Origin of the sequence: Nonomuraea sp. B1E8 (assembly GCF_039871515.1) — a bacterium.
Lineage (GTDB): Bacteria > Actinomycetota > Actinomycetes > Streptosporangiales > Streptosporangiaceae > Nonomuraea.
In genome coordinates this window covers 286,466-302,405 of sequence record NZ_JBDPLS010000001.1, presented here as the reverse complement: position 1 = coordinate 302,405, position 15,940 = coordinate 286,466, and the positions used below count along the sequence as shown (strand labels likewise).

The window sequence follows — 15,940 nt, the reverse complement described above, 5'->3', positions numbered from 1 at the left end:
CTTGGGTGAGGTTCGACGTAGTCATCAGCGGCGGCAGGGTGCTCGACGGCACGGGCGCCCCGCCGTTCCGGGCGGACGTGGCGGTTACCGGCGACAGGATCGCGGCGGTCGGCAGGCTGGACGATGCGCAGGCCGCGACCGTGATCGACGCGACGGGCCGGTTCGTCGCGCCCGGCTTCGTGGACTGCCATGCCCACGGCGACGCGGCCGTGTTCGACCCGGTCGTGCAGCGGGCGGCGCTCCGGCAGGGGGTGACCACGTTCGTGCTCGGGCAGGACGGCCTGTCCTTCGCGCCCGGCTCGGCCGCGACCGTCGCCTACGCCGCCCGCTATTTCGCCGCCGTCAACGGGCCACTGCCCAACGGCGCGTCGCAGGGCGGGCCGCTGACCGTGGGGGAGCTGCTCGACGGCTACGACCGGGCGGTGGCGCTGAACACCGCCTACCTCCTGCCCCACGGCACCATCCGCTACGACGTCATGGGCCCGTCGTCGGCTCCCGCCTCGGCGGGCGACCTCGCGGCGATGGTGCGGCACGTCGAGCGCGGGCTCTCCGAGGGCGCGGCGGGCCTGTCGAGCGGGCTCGAATACCTGCCGGGCCGCTACGCCTCCGCCGAGGAGCTGGCCGCGCTGTGCGCCCCGCTCGGCGGGCTCCCGTACGTCACCCACATGCGCGCCTACGGTCCGCAGGCCGGGGTCGGCATGGCGGAGGTCGTGGACATCGCCCGGCGCTCCGGCGCCGCCGTGCACGTCTCCCACCTGTACGGCCCCGCCGACGTGCTGCTGCCGCTGGTCGAGCAGGCGCTCGGCGAGGGCGTCGACCTGACCTTCGACACCTACCCCTACCTGCGCGGCAACACGATCCTGGCCATGGTCGTGCTGCCGCCGTCCGTGCCCGGGGCCGAGACCGACCGCGCCCTAAAGATGATCGCTTCTGACGGGCTGGACGACTGGTGGCCGACGCTGGCCGGCACCTGGCCGAGGCTGACCGTCTCGCACGCGCCCGGGCTGGAGTGGGCGGAGGGCCTGACCATGGTGGCGGCGGCCGAGCGGGCGGGGCTGGAGCCGGCCGCGTTCTGCCGCCGCCTCCTGATGGAGACGCGGCTGGAGGCGGGCGTGGTGTCCGCCCGCCCCGACGAGGGTCCCGAGGGCGAGGAGTCCGTACGCCGGATGTTGCGCCATCCGTTCCAGACCGGCGGCTCTGACGGGATCTATGTGGGCGGTCATCCGCATCCGCGGGGGTTCGGGGCGTTCGCCCGGTTCCTTGGCCGGCATGTCAGGGAGCTCGGCGACTGGACGTGGGAGCGGGCCGCGGTCCATCTGGCCGCGCATCCGGCCCGGCGGTTCGGGCTGGCCGGCCGAGGGCTGGTGCGGGGCGGCTTCGCGGCCGACGTGGTGGTGTTCGACCCTGACACGGTGGCCGACCTGGCGACGTACGCCGCTCCGCGCACGCTCGCGTCCGGCGTGGACGACGTGCTCGTGTCGGGGGTGCGCGTGCTGGCCGGGGGAGAGCTGACCGGCGCCACACCCGGGCGGGCGCTCAAGCCGTGATACCGGGATGCCAGGCATGTCAGGGAAGCGTCGGACGCTGAGGGAAAGGGATCTTCGTGCAGGAGACGCTCGGGCGGTCGATCTTCGACGGAGCGCTCGGTTTCCCGCTGATGGTGGTGCGCCAGGACGCGCTCGAGCACAACGTGGCGACGATGGCGGCCTTCGCCCGCGACCACGGCATGGAGCTCGCGCCGCACGTCAAGACGCACATGTCCGCTGAGATCGCCGCGCTCCAGCTCAAGGCGGGCGCCTGGGGGCTGACCGTCGCCACGCCGCGTCAGGCCGAGGCGGCCAGGGGTTTCGGGGCGAGCCGGATCATGGTCGCCAACCAGGTCGTCGACCCGGCAGGGCTGGCCTGGGCGGCCGGTGAGCTGGAGCGCGATCCCGCGTTCGAGTTCCTGAGCTTCGCCGACTCCGAGGCCGGGATCGGCATCCTGGCCCGCCACGCGGGGTCGCGGCCGTTCCGGGTGCTGGTGGAGCTGGGGCACGAAGGCGGGCGTGCCGGGTGCCGTTCGCTGGACGACCTGCTGGCGGTGGTGGCCTGCGCGCAGGAGACGCCCGGGGTCGAGCCGGCGGGGATCGCGGGGTACGAGGGCGCGCTCAGGACCGCCGACGATGTCCGGAAATATCTGGACTCGTTGCAGGAGGCGCTCGCCTACCTCCGCGTCCGCGACCCGATCCTGACCGTGGGCGGCAGCCAGTGGTTCGACGTGATCGGGCGCGAACTCGTCGCCACCCAGGCCCGCATCCTGCTGCGCAGCGGCGCCTACGTCACCCACGACGACGGCTACTACCGCCAGCGCACGCCGTTCACCCGCATCCAGGGCGAGCTGCGGCCGGCGCTGGAGGTGTGGGCGCACGTGCTCTCCACGCCCGAGCCGGGGCTGGCGGTCGTCGGCATGGGCAAACGGGACGCGCCGTACGACGAAGGGCTGCCCATCCCGCGGCGCGCCGGCGTCACCGTCACGAAGATGCAGGACCAGCACACCCTGGTGCGCGGCGACGGGCTGGAGGTCGGTGACCTGCTGGCCTTCGGCATCTCGCACCCCTGCACCGCGTTCGACAAGTGGCGCGAGCTGCCTCTGGTGGATCAGGACTACCGTGTCGTTGGCACGATACACACCAACTTCTAGGGAGAAATCGTGAAGAAGGAGCTCAGGACCACCGAGGGCGCCGCCCCGATCGGGGCCTACTCCCAGGGTCTCGTGGTGGGCGACTTCGTCTACACCTCCGGCATGGGGCCGATCGACCCGCAGACCGGCGAGGTCGACGGCGACGACGTCGCCACCCAGACCCACCGGGTCATGCGCAACCTCGGCGCCATCCTCGCCGCGCACGGCCTCGGCTTCGACGACGTGGTCAAGGCCACGGTCCACCTGCAGCACCTCAAGCGCGACTTCGCCGCGTACAACGAGGTGTACAAGTCGTACTTCAACCCGCCCTTCCCCGTACGCACCACCGTGGGGTCCGAGCTGATGGACATCCTGGTGGAGATCGACTTCGTCGCGCACAAGAGCGCTTAAGGTCTGTTTGTGGACAGTTCGGTATACGCCTTCGTCGAGGACCTGCGCGGCGAGGGCGTCGAGCGGGTGCTCGACACCATCAGCGCGTACGGCGTGCGCGGCGTCACCGTCGGCGCCGTGCACCACGCCTCACGCGACGTCACTCCGCACGGACTGTCCCGGCTGACCATCCGCCACGACGGCGCCCACTTCACCCCGCCACCCGACCTGTTCGCCGGGCTCCGGCTCGCTCCCGTACCGGGCTACCGGGATGCTTTCGATGGGCTTCGCGAAGCCTGTGCGCAACGCTCCATGAAGCTCCACGGATGGACGGTCTTCCTGCGTAACGCCACGCTCGGCGTGAAACATCCGGACGTGACGGTCCGCGACTGCTTCGGCGACCGCGGCTCGCTCGCCGACCTGTGCCCCGCGCACCCCGACGTGCGCGAATACGCGGTCGCGCTGGCCAGGGCGGTGGCCAGGCTCGGGGTCGACAGCGTGGTGGCCGAGTCGCTGCACTTCAGGCCGCTCAGGCCGCAGCGCTCGTTCGTGCCGCTCGGGCCGATGGACACCTACCTGTTCGGGCTCTGCTTCTGCGACTACTGCATGCGCAGGGCGATCGACCTGGGCGTGAACGCCGACGCGGCGCGCGACGAGTGCGCGAGGATCGTGGGCGGCGTGCTCGACGGCGACCCGGCCGCGCAGGGCGAGGTGACCAGGGCGGCGCTGACCGCGTACGCGGGGCCGGAGGTCGTGGCCTACGCCAGGGCCCGGTCGGAGACCGTGACCACGCTCGTGTCCGAGGTGGCCTCCGCCGTGGCGGACGAGGGCTCCAAGCTGGTGTTCATCGACTCCACGGGCGCGGTCAAGGGCTGCACCGACGGGCTGCCCACGCCGGGGCTGGCCGCCCATGACGCCTGGCAACTCGGCGTCGACCTGGTGGCGCTCGGCGACCTGGTGCCCGCCTTCGGGGTGCTGGCCTACGCGCGCGACGCGGCCAGGGTGGCCGACGACGTGGGTGCCTACCTGCGGTCCGTGGGCAAGGATCGTGAGGTGCGTGCCGTGCTGCGGCCGGGCCATCCCGACAGCGACTCGGCCGACCGGCTGGTGGCCAAGGCCCGCGGCGCCAAGGCGGCGGGCGCGCTCGCGGTCGACTTCTACGCGTACGGGCTGGCGCCCCGCCCCGTGCTCGACCGCATCCCTGCCGCGCTGGCCCTCTGAATCTCCGTACTGGTCTCGCGGCGCGGCTCCGGCACCCGTACGGATCATCTTCTTCCGGCGAACGCGGTGACCACTCCCAGACCGAGGTAGACGACGCCGCTGACGTACCGGAGTGCCCTGGCCCTGCGGCGCAGGCGGCGGCCCAGCGCGCCGGCGGCGAACGCGTACACGACGTCCGACACCAGCCCCAGGAGCAGCGCCGTGAGTCCGAGCACCACCACCTGCACGGTCGGGGAGCCCGCGCCGGGGTCGACGAACTGCGGCAGGAACGCCAGGAAGAACAGCGCCACCTTGGGGTTGAGCACGTTGACCAGCACGCCTTCGAGGAACACCTTGCGCAGCGGCTGCCGAAGTGGTGTCCCGGTCTCGGCGTCCTTGCCCATGAACGCGCGGATGCCCAGGTAGACGAGGTAGGCGACGCCCGCCCACTTGACGATCGCGAAGAGCGTCGCCGACTGCGAGATCACGTACGACAGGCCCGCGGCGGCCGCCACGATGTGCACGAGTGTGCCGATCTCGACGCCGAGCGCGCTGGCCAGGCCGGCCGCCCGGCCCTGGGCGAGGCCCCTGGCGGTGATGTAGAGATGGTTCGGCCCCGGGATGAGGATCAGGGCGAGCGAGGCGGTCACGAAGAGGGCGTACGTTGTTGGAGGAATCACGAAAGAGCAGCGTAAAATGCTTTTGGTAGGGAGATCAGGGCCAATCGGAGGCCATTTCCCCGGACCAATAAAGTGTCGGAGGGGCGTGGCATCGTTTCTGGCGTGAAAGGTCTCCTCGTCGGGCGCTCCGCTGAGCTGGCCAGGCTTGTGCGGGTGGTGCGGTCGGCCGCCGACGGCACGGCGGGCGTCGCCCTCGTCGGCGGTGACGCCGGCATCGGCAAGACCCGGCTGGTCACCGAGCTGGCCGCCGAGGCCCGCGCCTGCGGTTTCCACGTGCTGGCCGGCCAGTGTGCCGAGCTGGGCGACGCGCTGCCCTACCTGCCGCTGGCCGACGCGCTGCGCGGCGCGGAGCCGAAGGTGCGCGAGGCCGCCGCCGCCCATCCGATGCTGGGCCAGTTGCTCCCCGGCACGGAGAGCGCGCAGCCGGCGGGGCTCACCCAGCAGCGGCTGTTCGGGTCGCTGCTCGGGCTGCTGGCCGACGTGCAGCCGGTGCTGTTCGTGATCGAAGACCTGCACTGGGCCGACCGGTCCACCCGCGACCTGCTGGTCTTCCTCAGCCGCATGGTGCAGACCGAGCGGGTCTGCGTCGTCGGCACCTATCGCACCGACGACCTCCACCGCCGCCATCCGCTGCGCTCGGTGCTGGCGGAGCTGAAGCGGCTCCCGACGGTGACGCACGTCGAGCTGGGGCCGCTGAGCGAGGGCGACATGTCTGACTATGTCGCCACGATGGGTGAGGTGGGCGTTCGGGAGCTCGGGCTCATCGTGTCCAGGGCCGAGGGCAACCCGTTCTACGCGGAGGAGCTCTTCGCGGCCATGGCCGAGGGCGACGAGCTGCCCGACGAGCTCGCCAGCCTGCTGATGTCCAGGGTCGAGGTGCTGTCGGAGGCCGGGCAGCGCGTGTTGCGGGCCGCCGCCGTGGCGGTGCGCAGGGTGGAGGACGACCTGCTGCGGGAGGTGTCCGGGCTGCCGCTGGCGGAGTTCGAGGAGGCGGTGCGGGAGATCGTCTCGCGCGGGCTGCTCAGGGTCGACGGCTACGGCTACGCCTTCCGCCATGCGCTGCTGCAGGAGGCCGTCTACACCGATCTGCTGCCCGGCGAGCGCACCAGGCTGCACGCCGCCTTCGCCCGGCTGCTCTCCTCTCCCGCCGAGCTGGCCCACCACCATCTCGCCGGCCACGACCTGACCGGGGCGCTGGCGGCCTCCGTCGAGGCGGGCCGCCAGGCCGCGCTCCTCGGCGCGCCCGCCGAGGCTCACGACCACTACGACCGGGCGCTCGGCCTGTGGGAGCGGGTCGACGGCGCGGCAGAGCTGGCCGGGGAGAGCCGAGAGGAGCTGGCGTTCCGCAGCGCCGTCACGGCGGCCGGCGCCGGCGACAACCACCGCGCGATCACCCAGCTCAGGGCCCTGCCACCGACGTCCGACGTGCTGGAGCGGCTCGCCTACTACCTCTACGAGACCGACGACCACCAGGCCGCGATCGCGGCGGCGGAGCGCGCGGTCGAGACGGCGCGCGACCGGCCCGAGCGCGCCCGCGCCCTGGCCACCCAGGCCCGCACGCTGCTCTGGAGCCCGCGCCACCGCGAGATCGAGGGCCTGACCGCCCGCGCGCTCGACGTCGCCCGCGCCTGCGGGGCCAGGGACGCCGAGGTCGGGGCGCTGCTCACGCTGGCCACCTACGCCGAATACCGGGGTGACGTCGGCCGGGCCCGCGAGCTGATCAAGACCGCTGCCGCCGAGGCCTCAGGCGACCTGGCAATGGACCTTCGCGCCCGCTTCCACCACGCCCGCATCCACTACGAGGGCGGCCTGCTCGACCACGCGGCGGAGGTGGCCGACGAGGGCATCCGCATGGCGTTCGAGACCGGTCTCAAGTGGAGCACCTATGGCACCGACCTGCGCTTCCTGCGTTTCCTCATCCACTACGTCGCGGGCGAGTGGGACCAGGCGGAGACGGTCGCGGCCGGCTTCCCCGCCCGGGTGGGCACCGCGCCTGAGGCGATCCTGTCGTCGTTCGCGCTGTTCGTCGAGGTGGGGCGCGGCCTGCCGACGGTAGAGAGCCGGCTGGGCTGGTTGCGGCCGTTCTGGTCCGATGAGCTGGCCGCCTACATGTCCCGGGGGCTCGCCGCCGAGCACGCCCTGTGGAACGGCGACCCCCGGGCCGCCCTCGACCACGTGAACGCGGTCATGGACCGGCTGGTCGAGGGCGAGTCGGGCAACGTACGCATGGCCGCCGTCGGGCTGTGGGCGCTGGCGGAGCTCGGCAGCACCGACGGCGCCGACGAGCTGCGCCGCCGCTCCCGTGCCGCGCTCGACGCCGGCCCCACCGGCGAGGGCGGCCACCTCGGTCCCGAGGGCCGGGCCTGGGGCCTGCGCGTGGAGGCCGAGTGGCACCGCGTGCACGGCCGGCTCGACGTGGAGCTGTGGCGGCAGGTGGTGGAGACCTTCGACTACGGGTTCGTCTACGAGACGGCCCGTGCCCGCTGGCGGCTGGCCGAGGCGCTGCTCGCCGCCGGTGACCGCGAGGCGGCCCAGGCGGAGTGGGATCTCGCCAGGGAGACGGCGGGCAAGCTGCGCGCCGCGCCGTTGGAGAACGCGCTGCACGAGTTCGGCCGCAGGGCCCGCTTCGGTGATGGAGGGCGCGGGGTTCGCTCCGGCGGTCAAGGACGCGGGGGTCGTTCGGGAGGTGGCCTCGGGGCGGGCGACGGAGGGCGCGGGGGTCGTTCCGGCGGTGGTCTCGGGGCGGGCGACGGAGGGCTCACGGCCCGCGAGTCCGAGGTGCTGCGCCTGGTCGCGGAGGGGCTCACCAACCGGGAGATCGCTGAGCGGCTGTTCATCGCGCAGAAGACGGTGAGCGTGCACGTCTCCAACATCCTGGCCAAGCTGGAGGTGTCCACCCGCACGCAGGCCGCCGCGGCGGCCCGCCGGCGAGGGCTGCTCGACTGAGCGTGTGGGCGGTCAGCAACCCGCCCCCGCGCCGCCTTCCAGCCCTCCGACCCCACCGGCTCGCGGGTCATGGTGAGTGCTCGGCCGGTGGCTCGGGCTCGCGGGTCATCGTGAGGCGTCCACCAGCAGGCCGGGGGCGCCGAAGTTGCCTGACTTGAGCAGGAGTGCGAGGCCGGAGGCCGTGTGGATCCAGGGCACGCCGCGCGCCGCTTCCGCGCCGATCAGCCCGCCCGGCACGCCGAGCGCGCTCACGACGGCCCCCGAGGTCTCGCCGCCGGCCGAGATCACGCGGCTGACACCCCGCTCGACCAGCCCCTGCGCGACGCGGCCCAGCGCCGACTCCAGGATCGCGGCCGACCGCTCCGCGCCCACGACGTCCTGCACGCGGCGCAACACCGCGGGTTCGGCCGAGGCGTAGACGAGGGGCGCTCCGGCCTCGACGTCCAGCGTGTCGTACCAGGCGAGCGCGTCCCGGGCGAGCGACCCGGGGTCCTGGTCGGCCAGCGCGTCCAGCCGGTAGGCCGGCCTGCCCGCCTCGATCATGGCGGCGACCTGCTCCAGCGTACGGGCCGAGCAGCTGCCGGCCAGCACCGCCGCGGCGCCCCGCGGCGCCGGGGCGGGCGGGTCGTCGTGCCCGGACCGCGCGTGCGCCGCGGCGAGCCCGCCGGCGAGCCCGGCCCCGCCCGCGACCAGTGGCGCGTCCGCCAGCGCCCGCCCCGCGGTCACCAGGTCGGCGTCGTCCACGGCGTCGACGAGGGCGTAACGCACGCCCTCCGCCCGCAGCTCCGCCAGCCGCCGCCCGATGGCCCCGGCCCGGACCTGCGCCAGCGTCACGACGCCCGCCCGGTGCGCGCTCTGGCCCTCCATCAGGCGCGGCAGGTACGAGTCGGTCATCGGGGTCAGGGGGTGGTGCCGCATGTGCGACTCGCTGAGCAGCACGTCACCGACGAAGAGGTAGCCGTTGTACTGCGTGCGCCCGTGCTCGGGCGAGCTGGGCGTCATGGCGACCAGGGGCACGTCCATGGCGCCGGCCAGGGCGTCGAGGACCGGCCCGATGTTCCCCTCGGCCGTGGAGTCGAACGTGGAGCAGTATTTGACGTAGACCTGGCGGACGCCGCGCGAGCGCAGCCGGCCGAGCGCGGCCAGCGACTGCGCGACCGCGTCGGCCCTGGCGGCGGTCCGGGTCTTCAGCGCGATCACGACCGCGTCGTGCTCGGGTGGCTCCGCGGCCTCCGGCGGAAGCCCGAAGAACAGCACGGTACGGAAGCCACGGCGGCGCAGGGCCACCGCGACGTCGGTCGCACCGGTGAAGTCGTCCGCGATGGCGCCGATCATCGAAGCCCCGTGGCCTGGTGTGAGTCGAACATGATGCTGACGCTATCGGCGTGCGCCGCCGCCGCTGACCGGGGGTCTCGGACGGCACGGTGTGCCGCCGTGGTCGCCGTCCACCGGCTCGGCCCGGGAACTCACAGGTCGCGGAAGAGGAAGTAGTTCTTGTGGTCGGCCTGCAGGTAGTGGTGGAACTTCGTGGCCTTGGCACGGGCCGTCCTGTCGGCGGTGACGGCCGTGACGACGACGTACTTCTCGACCGCTCCTGAGCGGATCTTCCCGTAGACGAAGTCGTCGAGTACCTGGTCCCTGCGCCACTTCACGGCCTTGGCGGGCAGCTTGCCCAGGCGCGTCGCGGCGGTCTTGGCGGCAGCCTCGTCCGGGAACGACATGATGACCTGGACCGCCTTGAGGTGTCCCGAGTAGGCCGAGTAGGCGAGCTCGACGGCGCGCTCGCACCTGTTGCTGGCCAGCTCGCCCTGCCCGTCCAGCGTGTCGCAGGAGTCGTACGTCCAGCCGCCCACCTTGTCGGCGGTGAAGCTCACGCCCTCCAGGCTGAACTTCCAGTCGGGGAACTCGCCGTGCGTGATCGGCGAACCCGGCTCAGGATTGTTCGACTCGCCGGGGTTCGTGCTCGGCTTCGCCGAGGGCTCCGCCGGGGGATCGGCGCTGGGCTCGGACGTGGGCTCGCCGGACGCCTGACTCGACGGCCCATCCGACTGCGACGGGGAAGGGGTCTGCAGGGCGACGGTGGGGACCGGGTCGGGGGCGCCCATGTACGCGTACACGCCGTACACGCCGCCGGCCAGCAGGATCACCGCCACGGCCGCGACCACGCTGATGATCAGCACCTTGTTGGGCTGCTCGGGAGGGGACCCGTACGGGATCGGGCCGGAGTAGCCGGGCGGGCCGTACGGCGAGGCCGGGACCGTCGGCGGGTCGTAACCGCCGCCCTGAGGAGATCCGTAGCCGCCCTGGCTCGGAGGAGGCCCGTACTCGCCCTGACCGGGCGGGGGACCGTAGCCGGGCTGTGGTTCCTGGGGCTGCGGAGGAAATCCCATCACCCCATTGTGGTGGTATTCATCCCTTCTGTACCACCTGCCCCGGCAATGTGTGCCCGGTAGCCCCCGGTCAGACCCCGGTCGGCTCGCGGACCAGGCTGACCCGGACGGCCGAGGGGTCGTCGCCGGTGAGGGGGACGGCGAAGACCGCCGTCCGCTCGCGTGCCCCGTAGACGACGAAGCGCAGGCCGTCCTCGTCCCAGGTGTCCTGGACGTCCGTGGTGAGCTGCGCGGACGCCGAGCAGTACGCGGGGCTGCGGTAGAGCAGGTGCAGCGAGGTGGCCAGCGGGACCTGCGCCGGAGGGGGAGCGGCGAGGGGGCGGCGCAGCCGTACCAGGAGGCGCCGCAAGGGGACGAGCCAGTGGCGGTCCAGCTCCGCCGAGAGGGCCAGCACGACGGCGGCCTCCGCGAGGACGAGCGCCGCGAGCGGCGGGCCGGGGTCGGCGGGGATCGCGAGGAGGCTCGCGACGAGCAGGAACGCCGCGCGGGCGAAGGCGCGCAGGTCCACGGGACGGGAGTGGGCGCCGAGGCACCCGCACGACGCGGTGGGCGCGGCGACGTGCGCGTAGGCCAGGTACGCGAGGAAGCCGGCGCAGAGCGCCGCGGCGGCCGCGGCCTCCAGCGGAAGGAGGGGTGGGAGCAGGAGCGCGGCGGCCACCGCGAGTTCTGCGAGCGCCACGAGCCGGAACGCGGGGACCGCGCGCGCCGGGCCGGCCAGCCGGGCCAGGGCGGTGTGCCCGGCCCCCGCCCGCATCCGCCGGCTGAGCAGTTTCATCAGGCCCGCCCAGACCAGGAAGAGGGCGATCACGTACGGCTGCGACGCGGCGATCCCGTGCATGTGGATGCTCCTAGTGCGGGGAGAAGACGGTGGCGATGTCGACTTCGTTCGTGTCCGGACGCCAGGCGCCCAGGATCTGCACGTGCTGGCTCACCTTCAGCATCGACAGGTCCGCGGACGGCGGCGCGTCGGATCGGATGGCGACCGACTTCCCGGCCACGACGTGGCAGAGCACTTCCTTGCCGTGGTGGTCGAGGTGGAGGGTCTGGTCCTTGATGTTCGTGATGTGGCCCTTGATGTTGACGATGTTCAGCCACACCGATTCGGCGGCGAGCTCGCCGTCCGGCATGCGCACGCCGCGGGCGTAGAGGCCGTCACCGGGCTTGGCCTCGTCGAACGGTACGGGGCCCAGCTTCCACAGGCTCGTGCCGTCGACGACCCTGATGCGGTGGAACACCGCGTTCGAGCCCAGGACGAGGAGCGTGTTGTCCTTGATCGAGCGGATGCGGCCCTCGGCGAAGCCGGGGTCTGGGGCACCGGGTTCGAGGTCGGGGCCCGACGTGGTGGCGAAGGCGGCCTCGGGGCCGAGCGAGCCCAGCGCGGTGGCGGCTACCACGCCGGCGCCGCCGCCGAGCACGGCGGACTTGAGCAGGTCTCTTCTGCTTCTCATCGTCGGCCCCCTACCCGGTCGCGATCTCGCACGGCCGCAGGCCGGTGGACAGGCTGGCGATGCGGCTGTAGGCCGCCGGGGTGAGGTCGATCAGCCGGTTGTTCGCGCAGGTCGAGCCGCAGCAGCTGCGCTCGCCGCAGAACAGGTCGGTCTGCGGGCCGCAGTCGGCGATCGCGGTGACGACGCTGGCGCCGCCGCAGAGGGACGTGGTGCGGTGCCGGAATCCGCAGGTCCTGCGGGAGAGGCTGACGCCGCATCTGTCGGGACGGGTGATCGACCAGCAGGCGTCGGAGGCGTTCGGCCAGGCGTGCTGCAGGCTTCCCGAGTTGCAGGTGCCGCAGGCGCCCTTTCCTGTGCTGCTGCACGGTCCCCATGCGGTTCCGCAGCAGAACCAGGAGACTTCTCCTTGGACGGGGCCGAGTAAGTCGGCGGGCGGGTCGGTGGATGGGTTACGCGCCATGCGCGTCCTCCTAGGGGGTGGGCTCCGGACGAACCTTGAGGAGGTACTGAAACTTTCCGACTCGATCTATGAGTACCATGTAAGGATTTTTCGTCAATATCCCAATTGAGTCGGGATTCGCCCGGTATGGCCCGCGGCGTTGGCGGCGGCCAGGTGTTGACGAAGGGCTGCAGAACGCTTACGGTTCCCGCGACCGCAGAAATTATCGACCTATAACGGAAAATTTCGGAGAAGCGGTCGGCCCCTGCCACGCTTCGTTTCGGAGGTCGCCGGTGAAGCCCCTCATCATCGCCCTGGCGCTCGCGCTCGCCCTGCCCGCTCCCGCGTACGCCGGCCCGCGCCAGCCGCGTGACCTGCGCGAGCTGGCCCACCAGCACGGCATCAGGATCGGCACCGCCGTCGACATCGCCGCCCTGCGCGGCGAGGCCGACTACCGCAAGGTGCTCAACCACCAGTTCAACCACGTCACCGCCGAGAACGCGATGAAGTGGGAGTCCGTCGAGCCGGAGCGCGGCGCGTACACCTGGGCCGACGCGGACGCCCTCGTCCACAACGCCCACCGCAACCGCCAGCGCGTACGCGGCCACACCCTCGTCTGGCACAACCAGCTCCCGGCCTGGCTGACCGAGGGCGTCGCCGACGGCTCGATCACCCCGGCCGAGCTGAAACAGATCCTGCGCGACCACATCACCACCCAGGTCCGCCGCTACAAGGGCAAGATCAGGGCATGGGACGTCGTCAACGAGGTGGTGGAGGAGGACGGCAGCCTGCGGCAGAACATCTGGCTGACGAACCTCGGCCCTGGCTACATCGCCGACGCCTTCCGCTGGGCCCACCGCGCCGACCCGCACGCCAAGCTCTTCATCAACGACTACAACATCGAATGGAACGCCCCCAAGATCGAGACCACGCTCTCGCTGGTCAAGGACCTCCAGGCGCGCGGCGTGCCCATCCACGGCGTCGGCTTCCAGGGACACCTCGGCATCCAGTACGACTACCCGGGCGACTGGGCGAACGTCATGCGCCGCTTCGCCGACCTGGGCCTGGAGATCGCGGTCACCGAGCTGGACGTGCGCATGGTGCTGCCCGTGACGCCCGAGAAGCTGGCCACCCAGGCCGCCTACTACCGCCGGGCGCTCACCGACTGCCTGAGCGTCGAGGCCTGCAAGGAATTCACCGTCTGGGGCTTCACCGACCGCCACTCGTGGGTGCCGGGCTGGTTCGACGGCGAGGGCGCGGCATGCCTGCTCGACGAGAACCTGGCGCCGAAGCCCGCCTACCAGGCGCTGCTCGGAGTGCGGGCGCGATGACCTGGCCCGCGACCGCCATCACCACGAGGTAGCTGGTTCCACAGCAGCGTTACCTGGCTCGGTGAGGCGTTCAGGTCGGCGGAGATCGCGGGCAGGATCGGGTCGACGAGCCCGATGCCCATGAAGGAGATGACGCACGCGAACGCCACGGCCCACACGGCCCTGGGCTGGCGGAACGGGCTGCCCGCCGCGGTGGCCCGCGTCATCCGGCCGCTCCCTGGGCCGGCGGTGTGGCGCCGAGGGCGCGGGCGGTGCGCCGTTCGAGGGCGGGCAGGGCGGCGGCGATGGCGGCGCGGTCGGCTTCCGAAAGCTCGGCGAGCAGCTCGGCCAGCCGCTTGGCCAGGTTGGCCAGCGTGGACAGGGCGGTGATCGACAGGTCTCTGGGCACGTCGATCAGGCGCATCATCGTCCTGGCCCGACCGAACCCGGCGGCCAGCTCCAGGTGGCTCATGAGTGCGGAATCCATAAGCCTTTTACATCATCTGCTTATATATCTCCGGCTCGCCGTTCTCTCGCGAACACCGCCACCTTCGCCTCCGGGCCGGTCAGGCGCTCCCAGCCGAGTCGTTCGTACACCCTGATCGCGCCGGAGGCCTGGGGCGAGGTCAGCAACCAGCAGCGCTCCGCGCCCTCGCACAGCAGGTCGAGGATCCGGCCGGCCAGTCCTCGTCCGCGCGCGTGCGGGCCGACCGCCAGCTCGTCGACCTCCAAAGCGCCGACCAGACGCCGTTCGGCCTGGTCACCGAGCTCGGCGCGCACCCTGTCGTACGCGCGGCCGGCGGGGAAGGGGCCGCGCGTGGGCCACGCCGTGCCGAAGCCCATCGGCCTGCCGTCCTGTACGGCCAGCACCGCGACGAACCCCGGACGTTCGGTGTCGGTGGCCAGGCGCCGGGCGAAGTCCGCGACGCCGGATCCGTCCTCGTTCCACGGCGGTTCGCTGAAGGCGACGCCGTAGATGTCCATCAGCTCGGCGGCACGGGCCCGCGCCTGCTCGCCGGTCAGCCGTTCCAGCCTCACCTGGCCCGCCGTCATGGCTTGCGGCCGAGCTCGGCCAGGACGTTGTGGCGGGTGAGGTCCTGGCGAATGAGGTCGTCTCTGGTCCTGTCCCATTCTGTGGCCTGATCGCCGTCACGCATGGAATCTCACGCCTTCATCGACCTGGGGCTGGACTGATCATCGTACGGGAGTAGCCGTTATCGGCATATGTCCGGGCTGGTGTTCTTCCTCGCCCCGCGATGCCCCCAGGGCCTGCCGATCGCACCGCGACTTTGCCAATTTTACTTGACTGAGTTACTTTTTACCTAGCCAAGTAATCAATCAAAGGCGGGAGCCATGTCATGACAGGAACGGGAATGAAGGGGCGTAAGAGAGCCGCGTGGACACTGGTCGCGCTGGCGCCGATCTGCGCGGAGATGACGTTCGGCGCGCTTCCGCTGAGCATGATCTGGCTGCTGCCGCTCCTGGTGCCGATGTACGGCGCGGGCGTGCTGCTGATCAGGGAGGCGGTGCGCCGCACCGGCGGCGGCTGGCCGAGCCTGCTCGTCCTCGCCCTGGTGTACGAACTCGCCGAGGACGGCATCGGGCTGCAGGCGCTGACCAGCCCCAACCTCTACCACGCCGCCGAGTGGGGGCCGCGCGTGTTCGGCCTCAACACGACCTACTGGGAGTCGCAGATCGGATACCACGCCGTGTTCAGCGTGCTGATCCCGATCATGCTCACGGATCTCCTGCACCCGGCCCACCGCGACCGCCCCTACCTGCGAAGGGGCGGACTGATCGGCGTCGGCGTCGTCGCGCTCCTCGGTGTGGCCATGTTGCGGGTGCTCATCCCGCCGGTCATGGATCCGGGCTACCAGGCGCCGCTGCCGGCGCTGGCCGCGTTCGTCGTGGCGGGCGTGGTGCTTACCGTACTCGCCCTGAAGGTGCTTCCCGGCCGTACGCCGGCGCCCCCGGCCGGCGCGAGGGCGCCGAAGCCCGCCGTCGTGGGCCTGCTGGCCGCACTCGCCATCGTCGCCTTTCTCGGCCTGCTCATCCCGATCGTCCCGGCGGTCGGTGGCAGGGGCTGGTGGGCGGTCCTGGGGATGATCCCGGCCGCCGCCGTCGCCGTCGCCGCCGTCGTGCTGCTCCATCGCTGGTCCGGCGCGGGCTGGGCGGACACGCACCGGGTCTGGCTGGCCGGAGGGGCGCTGGTGTCCCACACTCTGTTCGGCGCCGCCGTCATGGCCACGACCACCTTCGACCGCGTGGGCCTGGTCGGCTGCGCCGTGCTCATGGCGCTGCTGCTGGCCCTGCTCGGGCTGCGCGCCGAACGCCGCCTCGTGCCGTCAGGCTGACCGGGGGTGCCGCCCGCGCCCCCGGCGCCGGGCGCCCGCTTCCGAGCGGTCGTGTCGTCGGTGTAGACAAAAGTCCTGACTCGGTGTCCTATCCGCCGGTAACATGGAACTTCGCTTGATGTGA

At 72.1% G+C, this 15,940-nt stretch carries 15 protein-coding genes and 1 pseudogene; 7 read left to right on the top strand and 9 right to left on the bottom strand.

All coding sequences use genetic code 11. The features are described from left to right. Positions 1-5: 5 nt before the first annotated feature. From ABGA98_RS01425 to ABGA98_RS01410, 4 genes are read left to right on the top strand one after another with little or no spacing between them, the layout of a single operon-like run. Complete coding sequence (locus tag ABGA98_RS01425) at positions 6-1,547, top strand: amidohydrolase family protein (protein WP_347616325.1); 1,542 nt, start codon at positions 6-8, stop codon at positions 1,545-1,547. Between the two features lie 56 nt (positions 1,548-1,603). Next, the gene (locus tag ABGA98_RS01420) at positions 1,604-2,680 is read left to right on the top strand and encodes an alanine racemase (RefSeq protein WP_347616324.1); all 1,077 of its coding nucleotides are present in this window, start codon (positions 1,604-1,606) and stop codon (positions 2,678-2,680) included. A gap of 6 nt (positions 2,681-2,686) precedes the next feature. After that, positions 2,687-3,070, top strand: coding sequence for a Rid family detoxifying hydrolase (locus ABGA98_RS01415; protein ID WP_165975130.1), 384 nt, complete (start codon positions 2,687-2,689; stop codon positions 3,068-3,070). A 9-nt stretch (positions 3,071-3,079) separates the two neighbouring features. Beyond that, positions 3,080-4,270 (top strand): hypothetical protein, encoded by a 1,191-nt coding sequence (locus ABGA98_RS01410; RefSeq protein ID WP_347616323.1) that lies wholly within the window; start codon positions 3,080-3,082, stop codon positions 4,268-4,270. 44 nt (positions 4,271-4,314) lie between these two features. On the opposite strand, the gene ABGA98_RS01405 is transcribed toward ABGA98_RS01410, so the two are convergent. Next, on the bottom strand, positions 4,315-4,929 hold the full coding sequence (locus ABGA98_RS01405; protein WP_347616322.1) for a LysE family translocator: 615 nt from the start codon (positions 4,927-4,929) through the stop codon (positions 4,315-4,317). A gap of 102 nt (positions 4,930-5,031) precedes the next feature. Between ABGA98_RS01405 and ABGA98_RS01400 the strand changes: the two genes are divergently transcribed. Next, positions 5,032-7,875: an AAA family ATPase gene (locus tag ABGA98_RS01400; protein ID WP_347616321.1), complete on the top strand. Its 2,844-nt coding sequence runs from the start codon at positions 5,032-5,034 to the stop codon at positions 7,873-7,875. A 105-nt stretch (positions 7,876-7,980) separates the two neighbouring features. On the opposite strand, the gene otnK is transcribed toward ABGA98_RS01400, so the two are convergent. The 5 genes from otnK to ABGA98_RS01375 all read right to left on the bottom strand — a co-directional run bounded on the left by otnK (position 7,981) and on the right by ABGA98_RS01375 (position 12,173). Beyond that, entirely contained in the window at positions 7,981-9,210 is a 1,230-nt protein-coding gene (otnK, locus tag ABGA98_RS01395; RefSeq protein ID WP_347616320.1) for a 3-oxo-tetronate kinase, read from the bottom strand. 131 nt (positions 9,211-9,341) lie between these two features. Next, positions 9,342-10,265 carry a hypothetical protein gene (locus tag ABGA98_RS01390; protein ID WP_347616319.1) on the bottom strand — a complete coding sequence of 308 codons (924 nt, stop codon included), beginning with the start codon at positions 10,263-10,265 and terminating at the stop codon, positions 9,342-9,344. 70 nt (positions 10,266-10,335) lie between these two features. Then, positions 10,336-11,103 (bottom strand): MauE/DoxX family redox-associated membrane protein, encoded by a 768-nt coding sequence (locus ABGA98_RS01385; protein ID WP_347616318.1) that lies wholly within the window; start codon positions 11,101-11,103, stop codon positions 10,336-10,338. Positions 11,104-11,113: 10 nt separating this feature from the next. Next, positions 11,114-11,713: a cell wall protein gene (locus ABGA98_RS01380; protein WP_347616317.1), complete on the bottom strand. Its 600-nt coding sequence runs from the start codon at positions 11,711-11,713 to the stop codon at positions 11,114-11,116. Between the two features lie 10 nt (positions 11,714-11,723). After that, complete coding sequence (locus ABGA98_RS01375) at positions 11,724-12,173, bottom strand: hypothetical protein (RefSeq protein WP_347616316.1); 450 nt, start codon at positions 12,171-12,173, stop codon at positions 11,724-11,726. Positions 12,174-12,445: 272 nt separating this feature from the next. Here ABGA98_RS01375 and ABGA98_RS01370 point away from each other — a divergent pair, with 272 nt between their 5' ends. Then, positions 12,446-13,483 carry an endo-1,4-beta-xylanase gene (locus ABGA98_RS01370; RefSeq protein WP_347616315.1) on the top strand — a complete coding sequence of 346 codons (1,038 nt, stop codon included), beginning with the start codon at positions 12,446-12,448 and terminating at the stop codon, positions 13,481-13,483. Positions 13,484-13,490: 7 nt separating this feature from the next. On the opposite strand, the pseudogene ABGA98_RS01365 reads toward ABGA98_RS01370, so the two are convergent. The 3 genes and pseudogenes from ABGA98_RS01365 to ABGA98_RS01355 all read right to left on the bottom strand — a co-directional run. Further along, positions 13,491-13,689: pseudogene (locus ABGA98_RS01365) on the bottom strand (MFS transporter); the annotation flags it as partial. Then, on the bottom strand, positions 13,686-13,934 hold the full coding sequence (locus tag ABGA98_RS01360) for a hypothetical protein (RefSeq protein ID WP_347616314.1): 249 nt from the start codon (positions 13,932-13,934) through the stop codon (positions 13,686-13,688). The gene ABGA98_RS01360 and the pseudogene ABGA98_RS01365, both read right to left, overlap by 4 nt. A gap of 35 nt (positions 13,935-13,969) precedes the next feature. Further along, a complete protein-coding gene (locus ABGA98_RS01355; RefSeq protein ID WP_347616313.1) occupies positions 13,970-14,500 on the bottom strand; it encodes a GNAT family N-acetyltransferase in 531 nt (176 codons plus the stop codon). 335 nt (positions 14,501-14,835) lie between these two features. Here ABGA98_RS01355 and ABGA98_RS01350 point away from each other — a divergent pair, with 335 nt between their 5' ends. After that, the gene (locus tag ABGA98_RS01350) at positions 14,836-15,816 is read left to right on the top strand and encodes a hypothetical protein (protein WP_347616312.1); all 981 of its coding nucleotides are present in this window, start codon (positions 14,836-14,838) and stop codon (positions 15,814-15,816) included. Positions 15,817-15,940 lie beyond the last annotated feature (124 nt).